General features: G+C 49.3%; 21 protein-coding genes and 2 pseudogenes. 13 read left to right on the top strand and 10 right to left on the bottom strand.

The annotated features are described in order from the left end of the window. Nucleotides 1-933: a sulfurtransferase gene (locus CW734_RS10490; protein ID WP_101190424.1), complete on the top strand. Its 933-nt coding sequence runs from the start codon at nt 1-3 to the stop codon at nt 931-933. A 312-nt stretch (nt 934-1,245) separates the two neighbouring features. Here CW734_RS10490 and CW734_RS19740 read toward each other — a convergent pair whose 3' ends face one another. The 3 genes from CW734_RS19740 to CW734_RS10485 are packed head-to-tail and all read right to left on the bottom strand — an operon-like array spanning nt 1,246 to nt 2,557. Beyond that, the gene (locus CW734_RS19740) at nt 1,246-1,368 is read right to left on the bottom strand and encodes a hypothetical protein (RefSeq protein WP_332870997.1); all 123 of its coding nucleotides are present in this window, start codon (nt 1,366-1,368) and stop codon (nt 1,246-1,248) included. After that, nucleotides 1,365-1,694 (bottom strand): CBS domain-containing protein, encoded by a 330-nt coding sequence (locus CW734_RS19735; RefSeq protein ID WP_332870996.1) that lies wholly within the window; start codon nt 1,692-1,694, stop codon nt 1,365-1,367. Before CW734_RS19735 ends, CW734_RS19740 begins: the two co-directional genes overlap by 4 nt. Beyond that, entirely contained in the window at nt 1,691-2,557 is an 867-nt protein-coding gene (locus tag CW734_RS10485; protein ID WP_332870995.1) for a CNNM domain-containing protein, read from the bottom strand. The genes CW734_RS19735 and CW734_RS10485 overlap by 4 nt, the downstream gene beginning before the upstream one ends. Before the next feature lie 166 nt (nt 2,558-2,723). On the opposite strand from CW734_RS10485, the gene CW734_RS10480 reads away from it, so the two are divergent. From CW734_RS10480 to CW734_RS10470, 4 genes are all read left to right on the top strand, one after another. Further along, entirely contained in the window at nt 2,724-4,304 is a 1,581-nt protein-coding gene (locus CW734_RS10480) for an amidohydrolase (RefSeq protein ID WP_101190423.1), read from the top strand. A 2-nt stretch (nt 4,305-4,306) separates the two neighbouring features. Further along, a complete protein-coding gene (locus CW734_RS10475; RefSeq protein ID WP_058380600.1) occupies nt 4,307-5,026 on the top strand; it encodes an SDR family NAD(P)-dependent oxidoreductase in 720 nt (239 codons plus the stop codon). Between the two features lie 17 nt (nt 5,027-5,043). After that, a complete protein-coding gene (locus CW734_RS18475; protein WP_198551086.1) occupies nt 5,044-5,190 on the top strand; it encodes a hypothetical protein in 147 nt (48 codons plus the stop codon). A 201-nt stretch (nt 5,191-5,391) separates the two neighbouring features. Beyond that, nucleotides 5,392-5,649 (top strand): hypothetical protein, encoded by a 258-nt coding sequence (locus CW734_RS10470; protein WP_058380602.1) that lies wholly within the window; start codon nt 5,392-5,394, stop codon nt 5,647-5,649. A gap of 45 nt (nt 5,650-5,694) precedes the next feature. Here the strand turns inward: CW734_RS10470 and CW734_RS10465 are convergent, their stop codons facing one another. Then, the gene (locus CW734_RS10465) at nt 5,695-6,339 is read right to left on the bottom strand and encodes an SDR family oxidoreductase (protein WP_101190421.1); all 645 of its coding nucleotides are present in this window, start codon (nt 6,337-6,339) and stop codon (nt 5,695-5,697) included. 172 nt (nt 6,340-6,511) lie between these two features. On the opposite strand from CW734_RS10465, the gene CW734_RS10460 reads away from it, so the two are divergent. The 5 genes and pseudogenes from CW734_RS10460 (at nt 6,512) to CW734_RS10450 (ending at nt 8,256) form a co-directional block, all read left to right on the top strand. Further along, nucleotides 6,512-6,721 (top strand): hypothetical protein, encoded by a 210-nt coding sequence (locus tag CW734_RS10460; protein WP_058380604.1) that lies wholly within the window; start codon nt 6,512-6,514, stop codon nt 6,719-6,721. Between the two features lie 12 nt (nt 6,722-6,733). Further along, nucleotides 6,734-6,949 (top strand): hypothetical protein, encoded by a 216-nt coding sequence (locus tag CW734_RS19000; protein WP_232787026.1) that lies wholly within the window; start codon nt 6,734-6,736, stop codon nt 6,947-6,949. After that, nucleotides 6,903-7,058 (top strand): annotated as a pseudogene (locus tag CW734_RS18995) (LD-carboxypeptidase); the annotation flags it as partial. The gene CW734_RS19000 and the pseudogene CW734_RS18995, both read left to right, overlap by 47 nt. 114 nt (nt 7,059-7,172) lie before the next feature. After that, the gene (locus CW734_RS18990) at nt 7,173-7,742 is read left to right on the top strand and encodes a S66 peptidase family protein (protein WP_332871050.1); all 570 of its coding nucleotides are present in this window, start codon (nt 7,173-7,175) and stop codon (nt 7,740-7,742) included. A gap of 16 nt (nt 7,743-7,758) precedes the next feature. Continuing rightward, complete coding sequence (locus tag CW734_RS10450) at nt 7,759-8,256, top strand: GNAT family N-acetyltransferase (RefSeq protein ID WP_157824150.1); 498 nt, start codon at nt 7,759-7,761, stop codon at nt 8,254-8,256. Between the two features lie 44 nt (nt 8,257-8,300). On the opposite strand, the gene CW734_RS10445 is transcribed toward CW734_RS10450, so the two are convergent. From CW734_RS10445 to CW734_RS10425, 5 genes are all read right to left on the bottom strand, one after another. Then, nucleotides 8,301-9,314, bottom strand: coding sequence for a PQQ-dependent sugar dehydrogenase (locus CW734_RS10445; RefSeq protein ID WP_232787025.1), 1,014 nt, complete (start codon nt 9,312-9,314; stop codon nt 8,301-8,303). A 260-nt stretch (nt 9,315-9,574) separates the two neighbouring features. Next, entirely contained in the window at nt 9,575-9,901 is a 327-nt protein-coding gene (locus CW734_RS10440; RefSeq protein ID WP_058380608.1) for a hypothetical protein, read from the bottom strand. 18 nt (nt 9,902-9,919) lie between these two features. Continuing rightward, entirely contained in the window at nt 9,920-10,132 is a 213-nt protein-coding gene (locus tag CW734_RS10435) for a hypothetical protein (RefSeq protein ID WP_101190419.1), read from the bottom strand. 104 nt (nt 10,133-10,236) lie between these two features. Further along, nucleotides 10,237-10,626: a ribonuclease HI family protein gene (locus CW734_RS10430; protein ID WP_101190418.1), complete on the bottom strand. Its 390-nt coding sequence runs from the start codon at nt 10,624-10,626 to the stop codon at nt 10,237-10,239. After that, nucleotides 10,623-11,318, bottom strand: a complete 696-nt coding sequence (locus CW734_RS10425; RefSeq protein ID WP_101190417.1) for a queuosine precursor transporter — start codon at nt 11,316-11,318, stop codon at nt 10,623-10,625. The genes CW734_RS10430 and CW734_RS10425 overlap by 4 nt, the downstream gene beginning before the upstream one ends. A 142-nt stretch (nt 11,319-11,460) precedes the next feature. On the opposite strand from CW734_RS10425, the gene CW734_RS10420 reads away from it, so the two are divergent. After that, nucleotides 11,461-11,628 carry a zinc-finger domain-containing protein gene (locus tag CW734_RS10420; RefSeq protein ID WP_101190416.1) on the top strand — a complete coding sequence of 56 codons (168 nt, stop codon included), beginning with the start codon at nt 11,461-11,463 and terminating at the stop codon, nt 11,626-11,628. A gap of 143 nt (nt 11,629-11,771) precedes the next feature. Here CW734_RS10420 and CW734_RS10415 read toward each other — a convergent pair whose 3' ends face one another. Continuing rightward, nucleotides 11,772-11,978 (bottom strand): cold-shock protein, encoded by a 207-nt coding sequence (locus CW734_RS10415; protein ID WP_058380613.1) that lies wholly within the window; start codon nt 11,976-11,978, stop codon nt 11,772-11,774. A gap of 162 nt (nt 11,979-12,140) precedes the next feature. Between CW734_RS10415 and CW734_RS10410 the strand changes: the two genes are divergently transcribed. Together CW734_RS10410 and CW734_RS10405 are read left to right on the top strand one after the other, a co-directional pair. Beyond that, entirely contained in the window at nt 12,141-12,776 is a 636-nt protein-coding gene (locus tag CW734_RS10410) for an HD domain-containing protein (protein WP_101190415.1), read from the top strand. Continuing rightward, a pseudogene (locus tag CW734_RS10405) lies at nt 12,773-14,663 on the top strand (ABC-F family ATP-binding cassette domain-containing protein). The gene CW734_RS10410 and the pseudogene CW734_RS10405 overlap by 4 nt, the downstream one beginning before the upstream one ends. Nucleotides 14,664-14,680 lie beyond the last annotated feature (17 nt).

Genomic DNA, 14,680 nt, shown 5'->3' with positions numbered 1-14,680 from the left:
ATGACTGTTTTTATTGAAACGATAGATACAGAGAATTACCGTTGGATCGATGCACGCTTTGACTTAAAGGATTCCGCATGGGGAAGCGAACGCTTTGCGGCGGAACATGTGGCAGGGGCGATCCATTGGGACTTGGAGAACGATTTATCCGATATGGCGTCTGAAAACGGCCGCCACCCGATGCCGAGCAAAGAACAGCTGACGCAATTGTTCCAAGCAGCAGGTTTGGAATTGACGGATTCGATCGTCGTCTATGACCAGGGCGGTTCTCCTTATGCCGCACGAGCATGGTGGTTGCTTTCTTATGCCGGATTCGAACACGCTTTTATCAGCCGTGTCGGTTTTGACGAACTGAAGCAGCAAGGCATTGCCACTTCGACAGAGTCTACATCCTATTCAGCTTCAACCATTACGCCGGAGTTTGACGATGGATTGCTTGCGACGCGTAAAGACGTCCAGCAAATCGTCGACGGCAAAGAATTGGGCGTCTTGATCGATGCCCGTACTGCGGAACGCTATGCCGGCATCAACGAACCGATCGACGCCGTCGCCGGGCGCATCCCGGGTGCACGCAATTACGATTGGTCGCAACTGGTGTCGAATGGTGCATTCCGCACCGATGAAGAGTTCGGCGGATTGCTGCAGCCAAAAGAACCAGCTGTCGTATATTGCGGCAGCGGCGTAACGGCGGCTGCGCTGTATGCCATGCTTGCCGAAAAACAATACGAAGGCTTGAAATTGTATGTCGGCAGCTATTCCGACTGGATCTCCGATGAGGACAGTGTTGTCGAAATCGACCGCGATGAGCATCCGGAAGCGGCTGATGACCAGACGAAAGCGGTACTGGCGAAATTGATCGAAGAAGGCTACACCGGCGAGATGCTGATGAAGAAATTCGAATACGAGAAATCACTTTTAGAAGATAAAAAGTAAATGAAAATAAGGCATTGCTACATTAGCAATGCCTTTTCTTCAGAATGTTAAAGAAGTCTGTGATCTGTTATGAATGAAAAAGGAGACCGCTTATTCCGCATTCAAAAGTCAATGTTCTATCCAAGTATTTGGAGATGTGTTCGCTCGACTCCAGTGGATCAGCGAGACGACCAAGACCCCGCAAGACGCGCAGCGGCTGAGGAGGCTTGGGCGCGAGCCCACGGAAAGCGAGCGATAAGCTTCGGAAAATACGACTTCTTAACTGTCTCGAGAACTAAAAAACGGCATTGCTACATTAGCAATGCCGTTTTTCTATGATTTGTTTTTCTTGTTCAATTGGACAGTGATGATTTGGTGGTTCTCCATTTCGCGGACGATAAAGCGGAAGTCGGTCAAGTCGATGACGCCGCCTTCTGCGATATCCGTGTCCATCATCTGCACCCAGCCCCGACAGTGTCGATGTCTTCGCTTTCCTCGAATTCGATCGGGAAGCGGGCTTCGAGTTCTGATAGCAGCACCCGGCCGTTGACAAGGAAATTATGATGATCCACCCGTTTGATATCATCGGTTTCATCGTGGTCGAATTCATCACGGATTTCACCGACAATTTCTTCAAGGATGTCTTCCATTGTAATGACGCCGGCCGTCCCGCCGTATTCATCGACGACGATCGCCATATGGACGTGCTGGCTTTGCATACGCAGCAGCACATCCTGGATCGGCGCCTGGTCATGGACGAACGGCAAGTCATGGATCGTCAAGCTTTTCGACAGATCCCCGCCGTCGTGTAACTCGTCAACAATTCCTTGATATTGACAAAGCCGATGATGGCGTCTTTATCGCCGTCTTCGGTTACGGGGTAGCGTGTATATTGATGTTCTTCGATTATTTCCATTAATTCATCGTGATTCATTTCCAGTGAAATGGTAATCATTTGCGTTCTCGGCAGCATGATGTCTTTCGCCAGCCGTTCATCAAACGAAAAGATGTTTTGCATATATGCCAATTCATTCTGGTTGATCTCGCCGCTCTGGTAACTTTCATGCATCAAATGCTTCAAGTCTTCTTCGGAATGGCCGTATTCCGGCTGCAATGTACGGATGCCGAGCGGCCGCAATAGGAGCCGTGCCGCTGCATTAAGCAACCAAAGTACGGGTGCGAATATACTGCCGGCAAGACTCAGCGCAGGGGCGAGGCGGAAGGCCGCACGTTCTGCGTATTGGGCAGCTAAAGCTTTCGGTGCCAGTTCCCCGATAATGGCGCGGATGAAAAAGACCAGCACGAGCACGGTGATATAAGCGATCGGCCCTGCTGCATTCGGTCCGGCATTTTCTGCCAATGCTCGGACAGAAGGCAGCTCGGCAATATTTTTTGACAGCCAGCCAAGACCGATTGCCGTGACGGCGATGCCAAAGCGCGAAACGGATAAATAATAATCCAGATTATTGCTGATTTTTTCCAGCCAATTGGCATTTTTACGCCCTTCCGATAAGGCTTGTTCGATGCGCGGTAAGCGCACCCGGATGATGGAGAATTCCGCTCCTACAAAAAAAGCGGTAAAAAATAAAAGAATACTTGCGGTTGCGATATAAAGATAAAATATACTGTCCAATTCGTCCCCCATGTCCGGGAGCTCACCTCAGCTTTCTAAAGTTGTGCATAGTATATCATAAATGGGGAAGCTTGTATCTGCGGGCGGGCGCAGAAAAATTTAGCCGTTTCCAGCCAAACTTATTGAATGCACTGAAAAATATATTTATGATGAACAAAGAGAAAAGGAGTGGTTTTAGATGAAGGTGCTTATTTACGGGGGACAGATTTATACAATGGCAACAGAAGGCGAGACCGTAGAAGCGGTGCTGGTCTCTGACGACCACATAGAAAAAACAGGGTCTTACGAAGAATTGCGTCAACTAGCCGATAAGGAAATCGATTTAGCCGGCCGTACGATGTATCCGGGGCTTGTTGACAGCCACCTGCACCTGATCCAGCACGGAGAAAAGTTGATGCGTGTCGATTTATCGAAGATCGACAGTTCAGATGAGATGAAACAGCAATTGATCCGCTCGACAGAAGGGCATTCCGGGGATGAATGGTTTATCGGAGAAGGTTGGAATGAAAACAATTTCCCGGACCGGAAAATTTTCCACCGCAGCGAACTGGATGCCATCTGCGAATCGCCGATGATGTTAAAACGCGTGTGCCGCCATGCGGTGCTCGCCAATTCGCGCGCGCTTGAACTGGCAGGGATCACAAAAGAAACCGAAGATCCAGAAGGCGGCGTCATCGTGCGTGATACAAACGGCGAACCAACAGGGTATTTGCTCGATGCAGCCCAGGATCTCGTCGCAGGAGTCGTGCCGGAAGTGAGCGTCGACTATTTGACGAAAGCGCTGAAAACCTCGGTCGACGATTTGCTCAAGCTCGGGCTAACGGGAGGCCATACAGAAGATATGGGGTATTACGGTCATTACTCACGGCCGCTGCAAGCTTTCCGAAACGTAATCGGCAAGGAAACGAAATTCCGTGCCCATTTGCTGCGCGCCCATATCGCTTTTGAGGAGATGATGGAGAACGCCGACTACTTAGAACCGTTTATCGATCCAGGCCCGATGAAATTATTCGCTGACGGTTCGATCGGAGGCAGAACGGCACTGCTTAGCCGCCCTTATACAGACGACCCATCGACTAGCGGCGTGGCGATTCATTCCGATGAAGAACTGAAACGCCTGGTGTCGGTCGCGAGAAAACACGGGGAAGCGGTCGCTATCCACGTCATCGGGGATTTCGCGATGGAAAAAGCGCTCGATGCGATCGAAGCCCACCCAACGCCTGAAGGCAAGAGGGACCGCCTCATCCACGCGATGGTGCTGAGAGAAGACTTGCTTGAACGCTTGAAGCGCCTTGATGTGGCGCTTGATCTACAGCCAAGTTTTGTGCCTTCAGATTTTCCGTGGGTAGTGGAGCGTCTCGGCGAAGACCGCCTCGCGTTATCGTATGCTTGGAAGACGCTATTGGATGAGGGCATCATCTGCGCAGGCGGATCCGATGCGCCGATTGAAGAAGTCGACCCGCGCCAAGGTTTATTTGCGGCTGTTACACGCAGAAAGCCTGAAGAGACGCATGAAGGATATTTGCCGGAACAAAAACTCAGCCGCTTCGAAGCGATCCGCTTGTATACGTACGGCAGTGCACAAGCGATTTCTATGGAGCATCGCCGCGGCTTGATCAAAGAAGGCTTCGATGCGGATTTCACCGTGTTTGACCGTGATTTGTTCGAAGGGCCTGAGGAGCAATTGCTAGACGCTGAAGTGGAAATGACAGTCGTCGCAGGCGAAGTCATGTACGAGAAAAATGGCGTGGAGGTGTGAAGATGGAAACGTTTATCATCACCGGTGCTTCAAAAGGCATCGGCCTTGCACTCAGCAAGCAATTGGCAGAGTCCGGCCATCAAGTAATCGGCATTGCCCGCACGCAGCCTGAAGACTGGACAGGTGCACTGTTCATCAGCCATGATTTGACCGATATCGCTGGGATTTCCAAAGTCATGTCACGAGCGGCAACAGAAATTTCAGCTGAAGCCGAAGCGGTTACTTTGGTCAATAATGCCGGGACGGTCGAACCAATCGGCTTTGCCGCCGCGAACGACGGACAGGACATCGAGAAGAGCATCACTTTGAACTTGACGGCGCCAATGGCTTTGTCTTCCGCTTTCTTGGGCGGGACAGAGTCCATAAAGACGCGCCGCATCGTCAATATCTCATCAGGTGCCGGCAGAAAACAGGTCAAAGGCTGGAGCGCCTATTGCGCCGGCAAGGCGGGTCTCGACCATTACACGACCTGTCTGGACGCTGAATATGAAAACCTTAAAGCGGTTTCGGTGGCACCGGGCATTATCGATACCGGCATGCAAGAAAAAATACGGGAAAGCGGGGAAGAGGATTTCCCTCAGATCGAGCATTTCCGTGATTATAAGCGCAGCGGCAAACTGAGCACCCCGGAAGACACAGCATCAGGCTTGATCCAGTTGATGCAACGCCCTGATTTCAATGAACTGCCAGTATTGCTTGATTTGAGGGAGCTGCCGAAATGAAAAAGGGGGAAGCCCAATTGGCTACGAAACAGCAAATGCTAACGAAATTGCGTGAAGCGGACCAAGCAGGCGTCGATGTGTCGAGCCCAAAAGCCCTTGTCACACATATGCTCGAACGCGGGGATAAAGATGCCGTGCTATGGTTTTATAAAAAGGAAGCGTAGAATTCGATTTTGACTACTATCGGAAGCTTGTAGCGGAATTAAAGCGCATTAAGCTAAAACCCCAATCCAGTATTTGTGGATTGGGGATTTTGGTTGTTGTTTCAGCCGAAAGCAAGCCGCTTTCTGGATGTTAATTATGCTATAGTAGCTGTAGTTGATGTTAAAAAATGACTTAATCTTTCAACAAAAGGATGGAATTCAATGGACACGTTGTTATTTATCGCAATAATTGGGGTGGCGGTTTTTGTCGGGATCGCGTCAAAGAAATACTACGATAAACCCTATATCGTCAATTTCGGAATCGCGGCTTTGATGCTATTGCTTGTCGTTCAGTCGATTTTGATGCAGCCGATTACGATACTTGGCTATATCGCCATTGTGGTCTGTTCGATCGCATTCGTTTTCCAAGTGGTGATCGGCTACCGCAATTGGAAAGGCCAGGAGTATACAAAAGCATGAAAAAAAGCAGGTGAAGAGAAAGTCTTCACCTGCTTTTTCGTTTCATTAAATTTGTTTTAAGACGTCTTCGATTTGGCTGTCGCCTGCGGTCAGCTCGAATACTTTGTCTGTAAGATCTGTGGATTCAAGGCACGCGACGATGACAGCTGCGACGTCTTCTCTCGGAATGCTGCCGGGATCGAGTTTCCCGGCTGCAGCAATTTGCCCTGTTCCCGGATCGTCTGTCAATAAGCCGGGCCGGACAATCGTATACGCCAAGCTGCTCGATTGCAAGATGCGATCAGCGTGGTGTTTGGCGATATAGTACGGCGTCATTTCCTTAGTCCAATGGGAGCGGTCATCGGCATGGATGGCGCTGACCATGATGAAGCGATCGATGCCGGCTAGTTCTGCCGCTTCTACCGCTTTTGCCGCGCCGTCCAAATCGACAGTCATCGTTTTGTCTGCACCGGTTGAAGCGCCGCTGCCAGCTGTGAAGACTACTGCATCGCAGTCAGTCATCGCTTTTTGCAGTTCTTCCACGCTTCCTTCGAGGCTTGTCACGACAGTTTCCGCTTTTAACTCTTCAAAAAACGGGCGTTGCTCTGGTTTGCGGATCATCGCTTTCACTGTGTGCTCTGGATGTTTCGCAAGCAGGCGCACCAAATGCTGTCCAATCTTGCCGTTTGCTCCAATTACGAGTGTCTTCATTTCAATTTCCTCCTTAAAATTTGGCTACCTACACCCTATACCCGAAAAATCGGACTATAGCCAAAATATAGGATATGATGCAAAAAACTAGCATGTTTTCTTAGCGCAACTTTTAGTATAATTGTAAAAAGAAAAATAATTTAAAAATGTTAAATTATAGGGGTGTTTATATATGAGCAAACAATTCGAGGAAAATGACCTGTCCATACAGCAACGCAATCTAAAAGAAACGCCGCCGGATTTTTCACAGTTCAAAGGCAAACGTCTCGATAAGCAGCCGAATCTTTTGGTGGACGGATTGGTCCACGTCGTCTTAACCGGTTTTGGAGCCGCTTTACTGCTGGGCATCGTTTATGTGTTGTTCAATTATATCAATTGGTAAGGAGGAGAGACAATGATCCGCTATCCCGATCGAGCGTTAAGAACCATCGGCGTCACGGCACCTTCTTCAGGGTGTCCGAAGAACTTCATCATTTGCTTAAAGGAGCTACAGCCCAGTTGGAAAACAAGGATTTGCTGTCAAAACTACGGCGAATGCCTGGACCCAAAAAGAAGCAAAGTCATCGCCTGCAGCCATCCGCGCGAAAGAACTGCTCAGCATTTGGCGTGATTCCAAAGTCGACGCGATCATTCCGCCATGGGGTGGGGAGTTGTTATTGGAAGTATTGGAGCATCTGGATTTTCAGAAGTTCACGCCGAAATGGCTTCTTGGGTATTCGGACGTCAGCTTGCTGTCATTGGCAATTACGTTAAATACCGGAATCGCGACGGCACATGGCACCAATATCGTCGACTTGCGCGGCAGTGAAACCGATCCGACTACTGCGCGTTGGGTGGATGTGCTGTCTTCGACGAAAGGCACGGTCATTAAACAAGTCTCTTCTGAGCGGTACCAAAAAAAATGGAGCCATGACAAGCCGGCTCCTGGCGTTTTCAATTTGACCGATCCGACCGAATGGAAAACCGTATCGGGACAAGCTGAACGGCTGGAAGGCCGACTCCTTGGCGGATGCATCGACGTGATCCGCCACCTGATCGGTACGCCATACGGTGACGTGGATGCTTTCCGGAAGAAATTCATTTCAGGGGAGCCAGTCGTCTGGTTTTTGGAAAACTGTGAAATGAACACACCGGATTTGAAGCGCAGTTTGCTGCAGATGAAATATGCAGGCTGGTTCGACAATTGTTCCGGAATCGTCTTCGGCAGAAGCGAAGCGAACGATGCCGTGCAAGGTTATACCGCGGAGATGGTGTACCAGGAACTGGCGGAGCAATTAAAAATCCCCATCGTTTATGATGCCGACATTGGCCATCAGCCACCGCAAGTGATTTTGGTCAACGGGGCGCACGCGATTTTCCACGTTGACGACGGAAAAGGACGTGTCGTCCAGGAATTCCGCTAAAGAAAGGATGAATGCCATGGACTATCGCCGATTAACAGAAGAAGATGCTGAACAATACCGGGAACTTCGCTTGACGGCATTGCAGACAGATGCCGATGCGTTTTCGACTGATTTCAATGAAGCAAGCCAAAGGCCGGTAAGTGCGACGGCTATCAATCTCGCCAATCCTTCAGCCGTGACATTCGGGGCGTACGAAGAAGACCAGTTGCTAGCCATGATGACGCTGCTCAGATTGTCGGGGAAGAAGACCAGCCATCGAGCTGAAGTACTTGCCGTCTATGCAGCGGAAGAAACGAGAGGGACAGGAGTTGCGTCCACGCTTTTTGATCAGTTGCTGGCATTTGCAAGGGAATGGGATGGGCTCGAACAGCTTGAACTCGCCGTCAATTCTGCCAACCCGCGCGCCATCCGTTTTTACGAACGATCCGGCTTTCAGCGCATCGGCATCACGCCGAATGCCCAGAAGGCAGACAGCCGTTATATCGATGAGTTGTTGATGGTGTTGAAGCTGTAAAAATGAAAAAATAGAAAAAGTCGGAGACCCGGGTCTCCGCTTTTTTATTGTTCATTTAAAATATACAGTTTGTCGTCGCCTTCTGTCGGGGTTCCCCGGCCATCAGTATTATTCGTGATGAAATACAAATCGTCGCCGTCAGAATGGACGTCGCGAATACGGCCGTACCCTTCGATGGAATCGCTGATTTCTGCCGATTCTGGATCCATCACTTTGATCGCCGTCCCGCGAAGTGCTGCGATATACAGCGCACCGTCGTGGAAATCGATCCCGCTTGGCGCCCATGTATCATCATCGCCGCTAGTTGCTAGAGGTGCTTCTAAGCCATCTGCCGTTTCTTCTCCTTCGATATCGGGCCAGCCATAATTGGCGTCCTGTTCGATGATATTAATCTCATCGTTTGCGGATTGGCCATGTTCTGCTGCATACATTGTCTCCCCGTCCCACGCCAAGCCTTGTGGATTGCGGTGGCCGAGCGAATAGATTTCAAATTCATTGAATTCGTTGAGGCGGAGAATCTTCCCGTTGACTGAAGCGGGATCCTGCGCAAGATCAGGTTCGGATGCGTCTCCGATGGTCGCATACAGCGTGCCGTCTTCACTGAATTCTAACCGGCCACCGTGATGGACATTGCCTGTTGGAATGCCTGACAAGAGAACGGCCGTTTCCGACCAGCTGCCGCCGTCCAACCGGAATTCCGCAATTTTATTATAAGTATTTCCATTATCTTCATAGACATAATAGCCGTAAGCTTCCTGTGAGTCATCGAAATCAGGCTTCAGCACAAATCCGAGAAATCCGGCTTCAGAAGCCGAAGACAAGGGCGAAGAGAAATTGACGTCTTGGCGTTCCAACTTTCCTTCAGCATCAATGTAAGCGACTGTGCCTGGACGTTCTGATATATAGAAAGCGTCTCCTTGCTTGTTGATTGACCAAGGGGCTTCAAGGTCTGTCGCGATTACATCTGCAGGTGCGGTCGCTTCATCGGTATTCGCTGGCCCATTGCTGCATCCGGCAAATGCTATTGCCAGAAACCCGGGAAAAAGCCATTTTTTCAACTTGAAAACCTCCTTTTTATTCATCATAATCGAAGCAGGAAGCGTTGGGAAATGAAATACAGCAAGGAGGGCGAGAAATGCCGCTGCTAAAAGACGTGAAAGAACAAGAAGAACTGCGGAAAAAACGCAATTTGGTCCGCATCATCACATGGATCAGTATCGCGGTCGTGCTGTTCATCCTGTGGTATGTAATTTAAAGGGACTGCATAAAAAAACGCGAAGCCCGTAGTCTAGGCTTCGCGTTTATTGCGGTTTTGCAGTTATGCATTTGTTTTTTGCTGCGGTTTGGCGATAATCCATTCGACGATGACAAACACTGCTACGAGGACAATCATTAAATTGATCAGCCCGGCGTCCAAATACTTATCGCGGAAAATGATGGCGACCGTCAAAACGTAAAAGACGGCCTGTGTTACTTTTGCAGCAGGCGGCACTTCGTTTTTCGGATAGCGCAGCCGGCCGAGCTGGAACGCCAGAAAAGCGAATAACAGAATCAAGTATTGGGGCCAAGTAAAGCTATCGTTGACCAGATTATTCATCAATGCGTAAACGATTAATGGAACGAGATACAATAAAAGCGTTTTCAAGGGAGATCCTCATTTCTGCTATTTTTTGCGCGGAGTGCTATTTTGCCGTTCTTTCAACAGCTGGACCAAATTGAAGACGGCGAAAGCGAGTGCGAGGCCGACAATGATCACCGACAATAACGGATAAAGCGATACGCCGTTTTGCATGATGTCCACGATGCGTGCATAGATGATGAATGGGCCGATCAGGATGATGAAAATATCGAGTACGGTTCCTAGTTTCGATCTCATAAATAGCCTCCAGTAAATCAGTATGTCACCATCATATCAGAATCGCATGTGCCTGGCATGCCCAAAGCAAAAAGCAGCCGCTCAAAGTTGAACGGCTGCTTTCTTTATTTATGCTCTTTTAGTTTGTCGTTGGCAAGTGCATGGGCTGCCTTGTTCTGGGAATCGGGGATCCATTTGATGAAGCAATAATCGAATCCGTCCGCAATCGACAAGGACTCGTCCAGCAATTTTTTGTAGACCGGATTTTTCACAAAGCGTTTTTCAAAAGCGTCGACGACGAGTTTTGAGTCCGATTTGATGGACACCATGCCGGTCGCGAGCGGACGAGCGAGCTCCAGCCCTTTTAACAGCGCCGTGAATTCGGCCTGGTGATTATCCATTTTGCCGACATACTCGCTCCATTTGATGGAATGCCCTTCGCCTCTTAAAAACACGCCGACCGCGCTGACGTTGACACCGCCGGCAGTCGATGCGTCCACGAACAATTCGATCATTGCGCGGCCTCCTGTTCATCGAGCGGCCGGATTTTCTTCGCGATATAGCCAAACGGCGTATCCAGTACCGACACGATAAATTTCAGGACATAGGTCGAGATGAAGATCTGGATCCAGACATCGAACGGAAAGACGCCGAAAAAAGCGATCGATGTGAAGATCAAGGTATCGATCAATTGGCTAAGCAAGGTCGAGCCGTTATTGCGGATCCAGAACTGGCTGTCTTTCGGAAAGACTTTCCGCAAAGCTGAAAAGACGATGACGTCAATATGCTGCGCAAGCAGGTAAGCGATCATGCTGGCGATGGCGATTTGCGGCACCAACCCGAAGACCGTCTCGAGTGCTTCATGCGCAAAATCACTTTCCGCCGGGATGAATTGAAGGCCGAACTGCATTGTTACAACCATGATCAGAAGTGAGGAAAAGCCAAGCCATACCGCTTTTTTCGCTTCTTTTTTGCCGTATTTTTCATTGAGGATGTCGGTTGCGAGAAAAGTCGAGGCGTATAAGCTATTGCCGAGCGTTGCGGTCAAGCCGATGATCTCAATCGTTTTTGTCACTTGGATATTCGCCAGGATGGTGGCAAACGCGACCCAGGCGAACAATCCGGTCTTGCCGAACACTTTATACATGATAAGCAATAATACAAAATTAAACAGGGCGAAACCGAGCCCTAAAAATTCATTAAACAAACTGCTTCCTCCTTAGTTTTGGTAGAGCGGGAAGTTTCGAACCGCTGGAGGACGAAAATGTCCCAAGCCAGTATACCGATTGTTGCAGAAAAAAACAAATTCATAGTAGAATAATAGAATGACATTTTGCGGAGGTACCTGAATGAAAAAAGTATCCATCATTAACGAAATCGATGAAATGCTCAATACGTATTGTGAAGCCTGCTTTGTCAAAGCCCAACTCCGCAAGGACGAAGGAAAAACAGCGGCACACCGCTTCTGCATCAGCGAATGTACAGTCGGCACCCAATTGCAATTTTTGGGGCAGTAATTGAATAAAATCGGAACGAGCGGCAAGTAAAACCTTAAGCCGCTAAAAGTCGTTTTCAAGCGCATGAAAATCGAGTATGCACTGACTCGACCGAATAAAAAAAGGTCCAGGAATTTTCCCTGGGCCTTTTGACGTTTCACTTTTCATGGTTGGTCCTGCACGACGTTCGCTGCTTGTGGCCCGCGGTTGCCATCGATGATGTCGAACGAGACGGCTGCGCCTTCTTGCAGCGATCGGAAACCATCACCTTGGATGCCGGTAAAATGGACGAAAACATCATCACCGTTGTCACATTCAATAAAGCCATAGCCTTTTTCTGAATTGAACCATTTCACAATTCCGTGGTGCATGGACCTTCCCCCTAATATTCAGATTGTCAAACCTTTAGCCTTAGAGCCAATGGATGGCTTAACTATACATGATGGTGCATATAAGGTCAATACGGCGATGGAGCGCCATTTCAGGCCTTTTCACGGTATAATGAAAACACAACACCTTAAAGGAGAGAATCCATGAATTCCGAAACAATAGCGGACTGCCGCGTGAAAGTAAAAAGCATCTATGAACAGTTTGACGCGAGCCACGACTGGCAGCACATCGAGCGGGTATTGGAAAATGCACGCCATATTGCACAGGCAGAAGGCGGCGATTGGGCATTGATCGAGCTTGCCGTATTATTGCATGACGTCTCGGATCCAAAATACAAAAAAGCAGGGGAAGACCCGGAACAAGAAATCCTCCGAGAGCTCGTACTGACGGATAAAGAGCGCAGTGACATTCGCTCGATCATCCGGACTGTGTCTTTTAAAGGCGGCACGAACAAGGAACCGGAATCGATCGAAGGCAGAATCGTCCGCGATGCTGACCGTCTCGATGCCATCGGCGCCATCGGCATTGCGCGTGCCTTTGCGTATGGCGGCGCAAAACGCCGAAAACTATATGACTGGGATGAACAAGCACGTACAGTGATGACCGAAAGTGAATACCGGAACGGCGATACGAGCACCGTGACGCATTTTTACGAAAAGCTTTTGCTGTTAAAAGAGCTCATGGTGACCGATAGCGGAAAGCAAATGGCTGAAGAACGCCACCAATATATGCTATCCTTTCTAGAGCAACTACAAAACGAAACGGATGGGAAAAAATGAGCCACTTACACGTAACAAACTTAAGCAAATCAGTGGGGGTCAAAACCCTCTTCACCAATGTTGAGTTCTCATTGTATCCAGGAGAACGCGCCGGCTTGATCGGTGTCAACGGAACGGGCAAGTCGACTCTTCTGTCGATCTTGGCAGGAGACCTTGAATCCGACACGATGGAAATGGACCATCCGAAAAAATACCGGATTACTTATTTGATGCAGGAGCCTGAATTCGACGAATCGTTGACTGTCCTTGAGACGGTCTTCTCCGGGGACTCTCCGCTTCTCGCACTCAATCGCTCTTATGAAAAAGCACTGCAGAACATGATCGCCGACTCCGGATCTGAACAATTGCAGGAAGAGTTGATGAAAATCCAGGAAGGCATGGAACGCGAAAACGCCTGGGACATCAATGCTTTGGCGAAAACGGCGTTGACCAAGCTCGGAATCGATATGTACGACCAGCAGATCAGCGAATTGTCCGGCGGCCAGCGCAAACGCGTAGCGCTCGCGAAAGCCTTGATCGAACCGGCTGATTTGATCCTTCTGGATGAGCCGACCAACCATTTGGACGCAGGTTCTACTGAATGGCTACAGGAAACCTTGTTGCGCATGAACAGCGCCATGCTTTTTGTGACGCATGACCGTTACTTCCTTGACGCGGTCTCGACGCATATCTTTGAACTGGCGGATCAGACGATGTATACGCATAAAGGGAACTACGGCGATTATCTGGAAGCCAGAGCCGTGCGCGAAGAAATGGCCGAAGCGACCAAACAGAAGATGCACAACCGTTTCCGCTCAGAGCTGAAATGGATTCGCCGCGGTGCGAAAGCCCGCAGCACGAAACAAAAAGCGCGCATCCAGCGTTTTGACCAATTATTGGAAGACCTGCAATCAACGTCCGATAATACGAGCCTTGAATTATCAATGCAGAGCCAGCGACTAGGCAAGAAGATTATTGAAGGGGAAATTCTGGGCGTTTCATACTGCGACCATGAAATTTTCCATTCGTTTGACTTCCTCTTGCAAGGCGGCGACCGCATCGGCATCGTTGGCCCGAACGGTGCAGGAAAATCAACGCTCATGAAATTGATCGCTGGCGACTTGGAAGCGACAAGCGGCACGTTGGACTACGGCAGCACCGTCAAGATCGCGCATTTCACGCAGCGTTTGCCGGAAATGGACGAATCCCAGCGCATGATCGAATACATCCAGGAAGTATCAAGTGATTTTGAAGCGGAAAAAGGCGTCCGCCTGTCCGCGACGCAAATGCTCGAGCGATTCTTGTTCCCGTCGAATGCACACGGCACCTTGATCGGCAAATTGTCAGGAGGCGAGCGTAAGCGCTTGTACTTGCTGAAATTATTGATGGAAAAACCGAATATCCTATTGCTCGATGAGCCGACGAATGATTTGGACATCCAAACCTTGTCTGTCCTGGAAGACTTTTTGGAAAACTTCCCAGGCGTCGTCTTGACTATTTCCCATGACCGCTTTTTCCTGACCGCATCGCGAAAAACTATGGACACTCGGCAGCGGCACGGTCGATGAGTATCAAGGCCTCTATACCGACTGGCTGAAAGAAAAGAAGCCGGTAGTTGAGCCGCAAGCTGTAACTGTGGCAAATAATATACCGGTTTCAAGTGTTGCACCGCAGGTACCGGAAAAAAAGAAGAAGATGAGTTTCCTCGAGAAAAAGGAGTATGACGGCATACTCGATAAAATCGCGGAAGTGGAAGAGAAAATCGAACAGACCGAAGCACAAATGTCCAAAGCCGGATCTGATTTTGATAAATTGCAAGAATTGACCGACCAGATTGATGCCTATACCGCCGAGTACGATGAATTGATTGAACGGTGGAGCTATCTGCAGGAACTGGCAGAAGCGTAATTTACACAGGAGGGATT

Origin of the sequence: Planococcus sp. MB-3u-03, assembly GCF_002833405.1 — a bacterium.
Classification (GTDB): domain Bacteria; phylum Bacillota; class Bacilli; order Bacillales_A; family Planococcaceae; genus Planococcus.
Note: the sequence above shows the minus strand (reverse complement) of the source record. Positions and strands in the feature narration are given on the sequence as shown.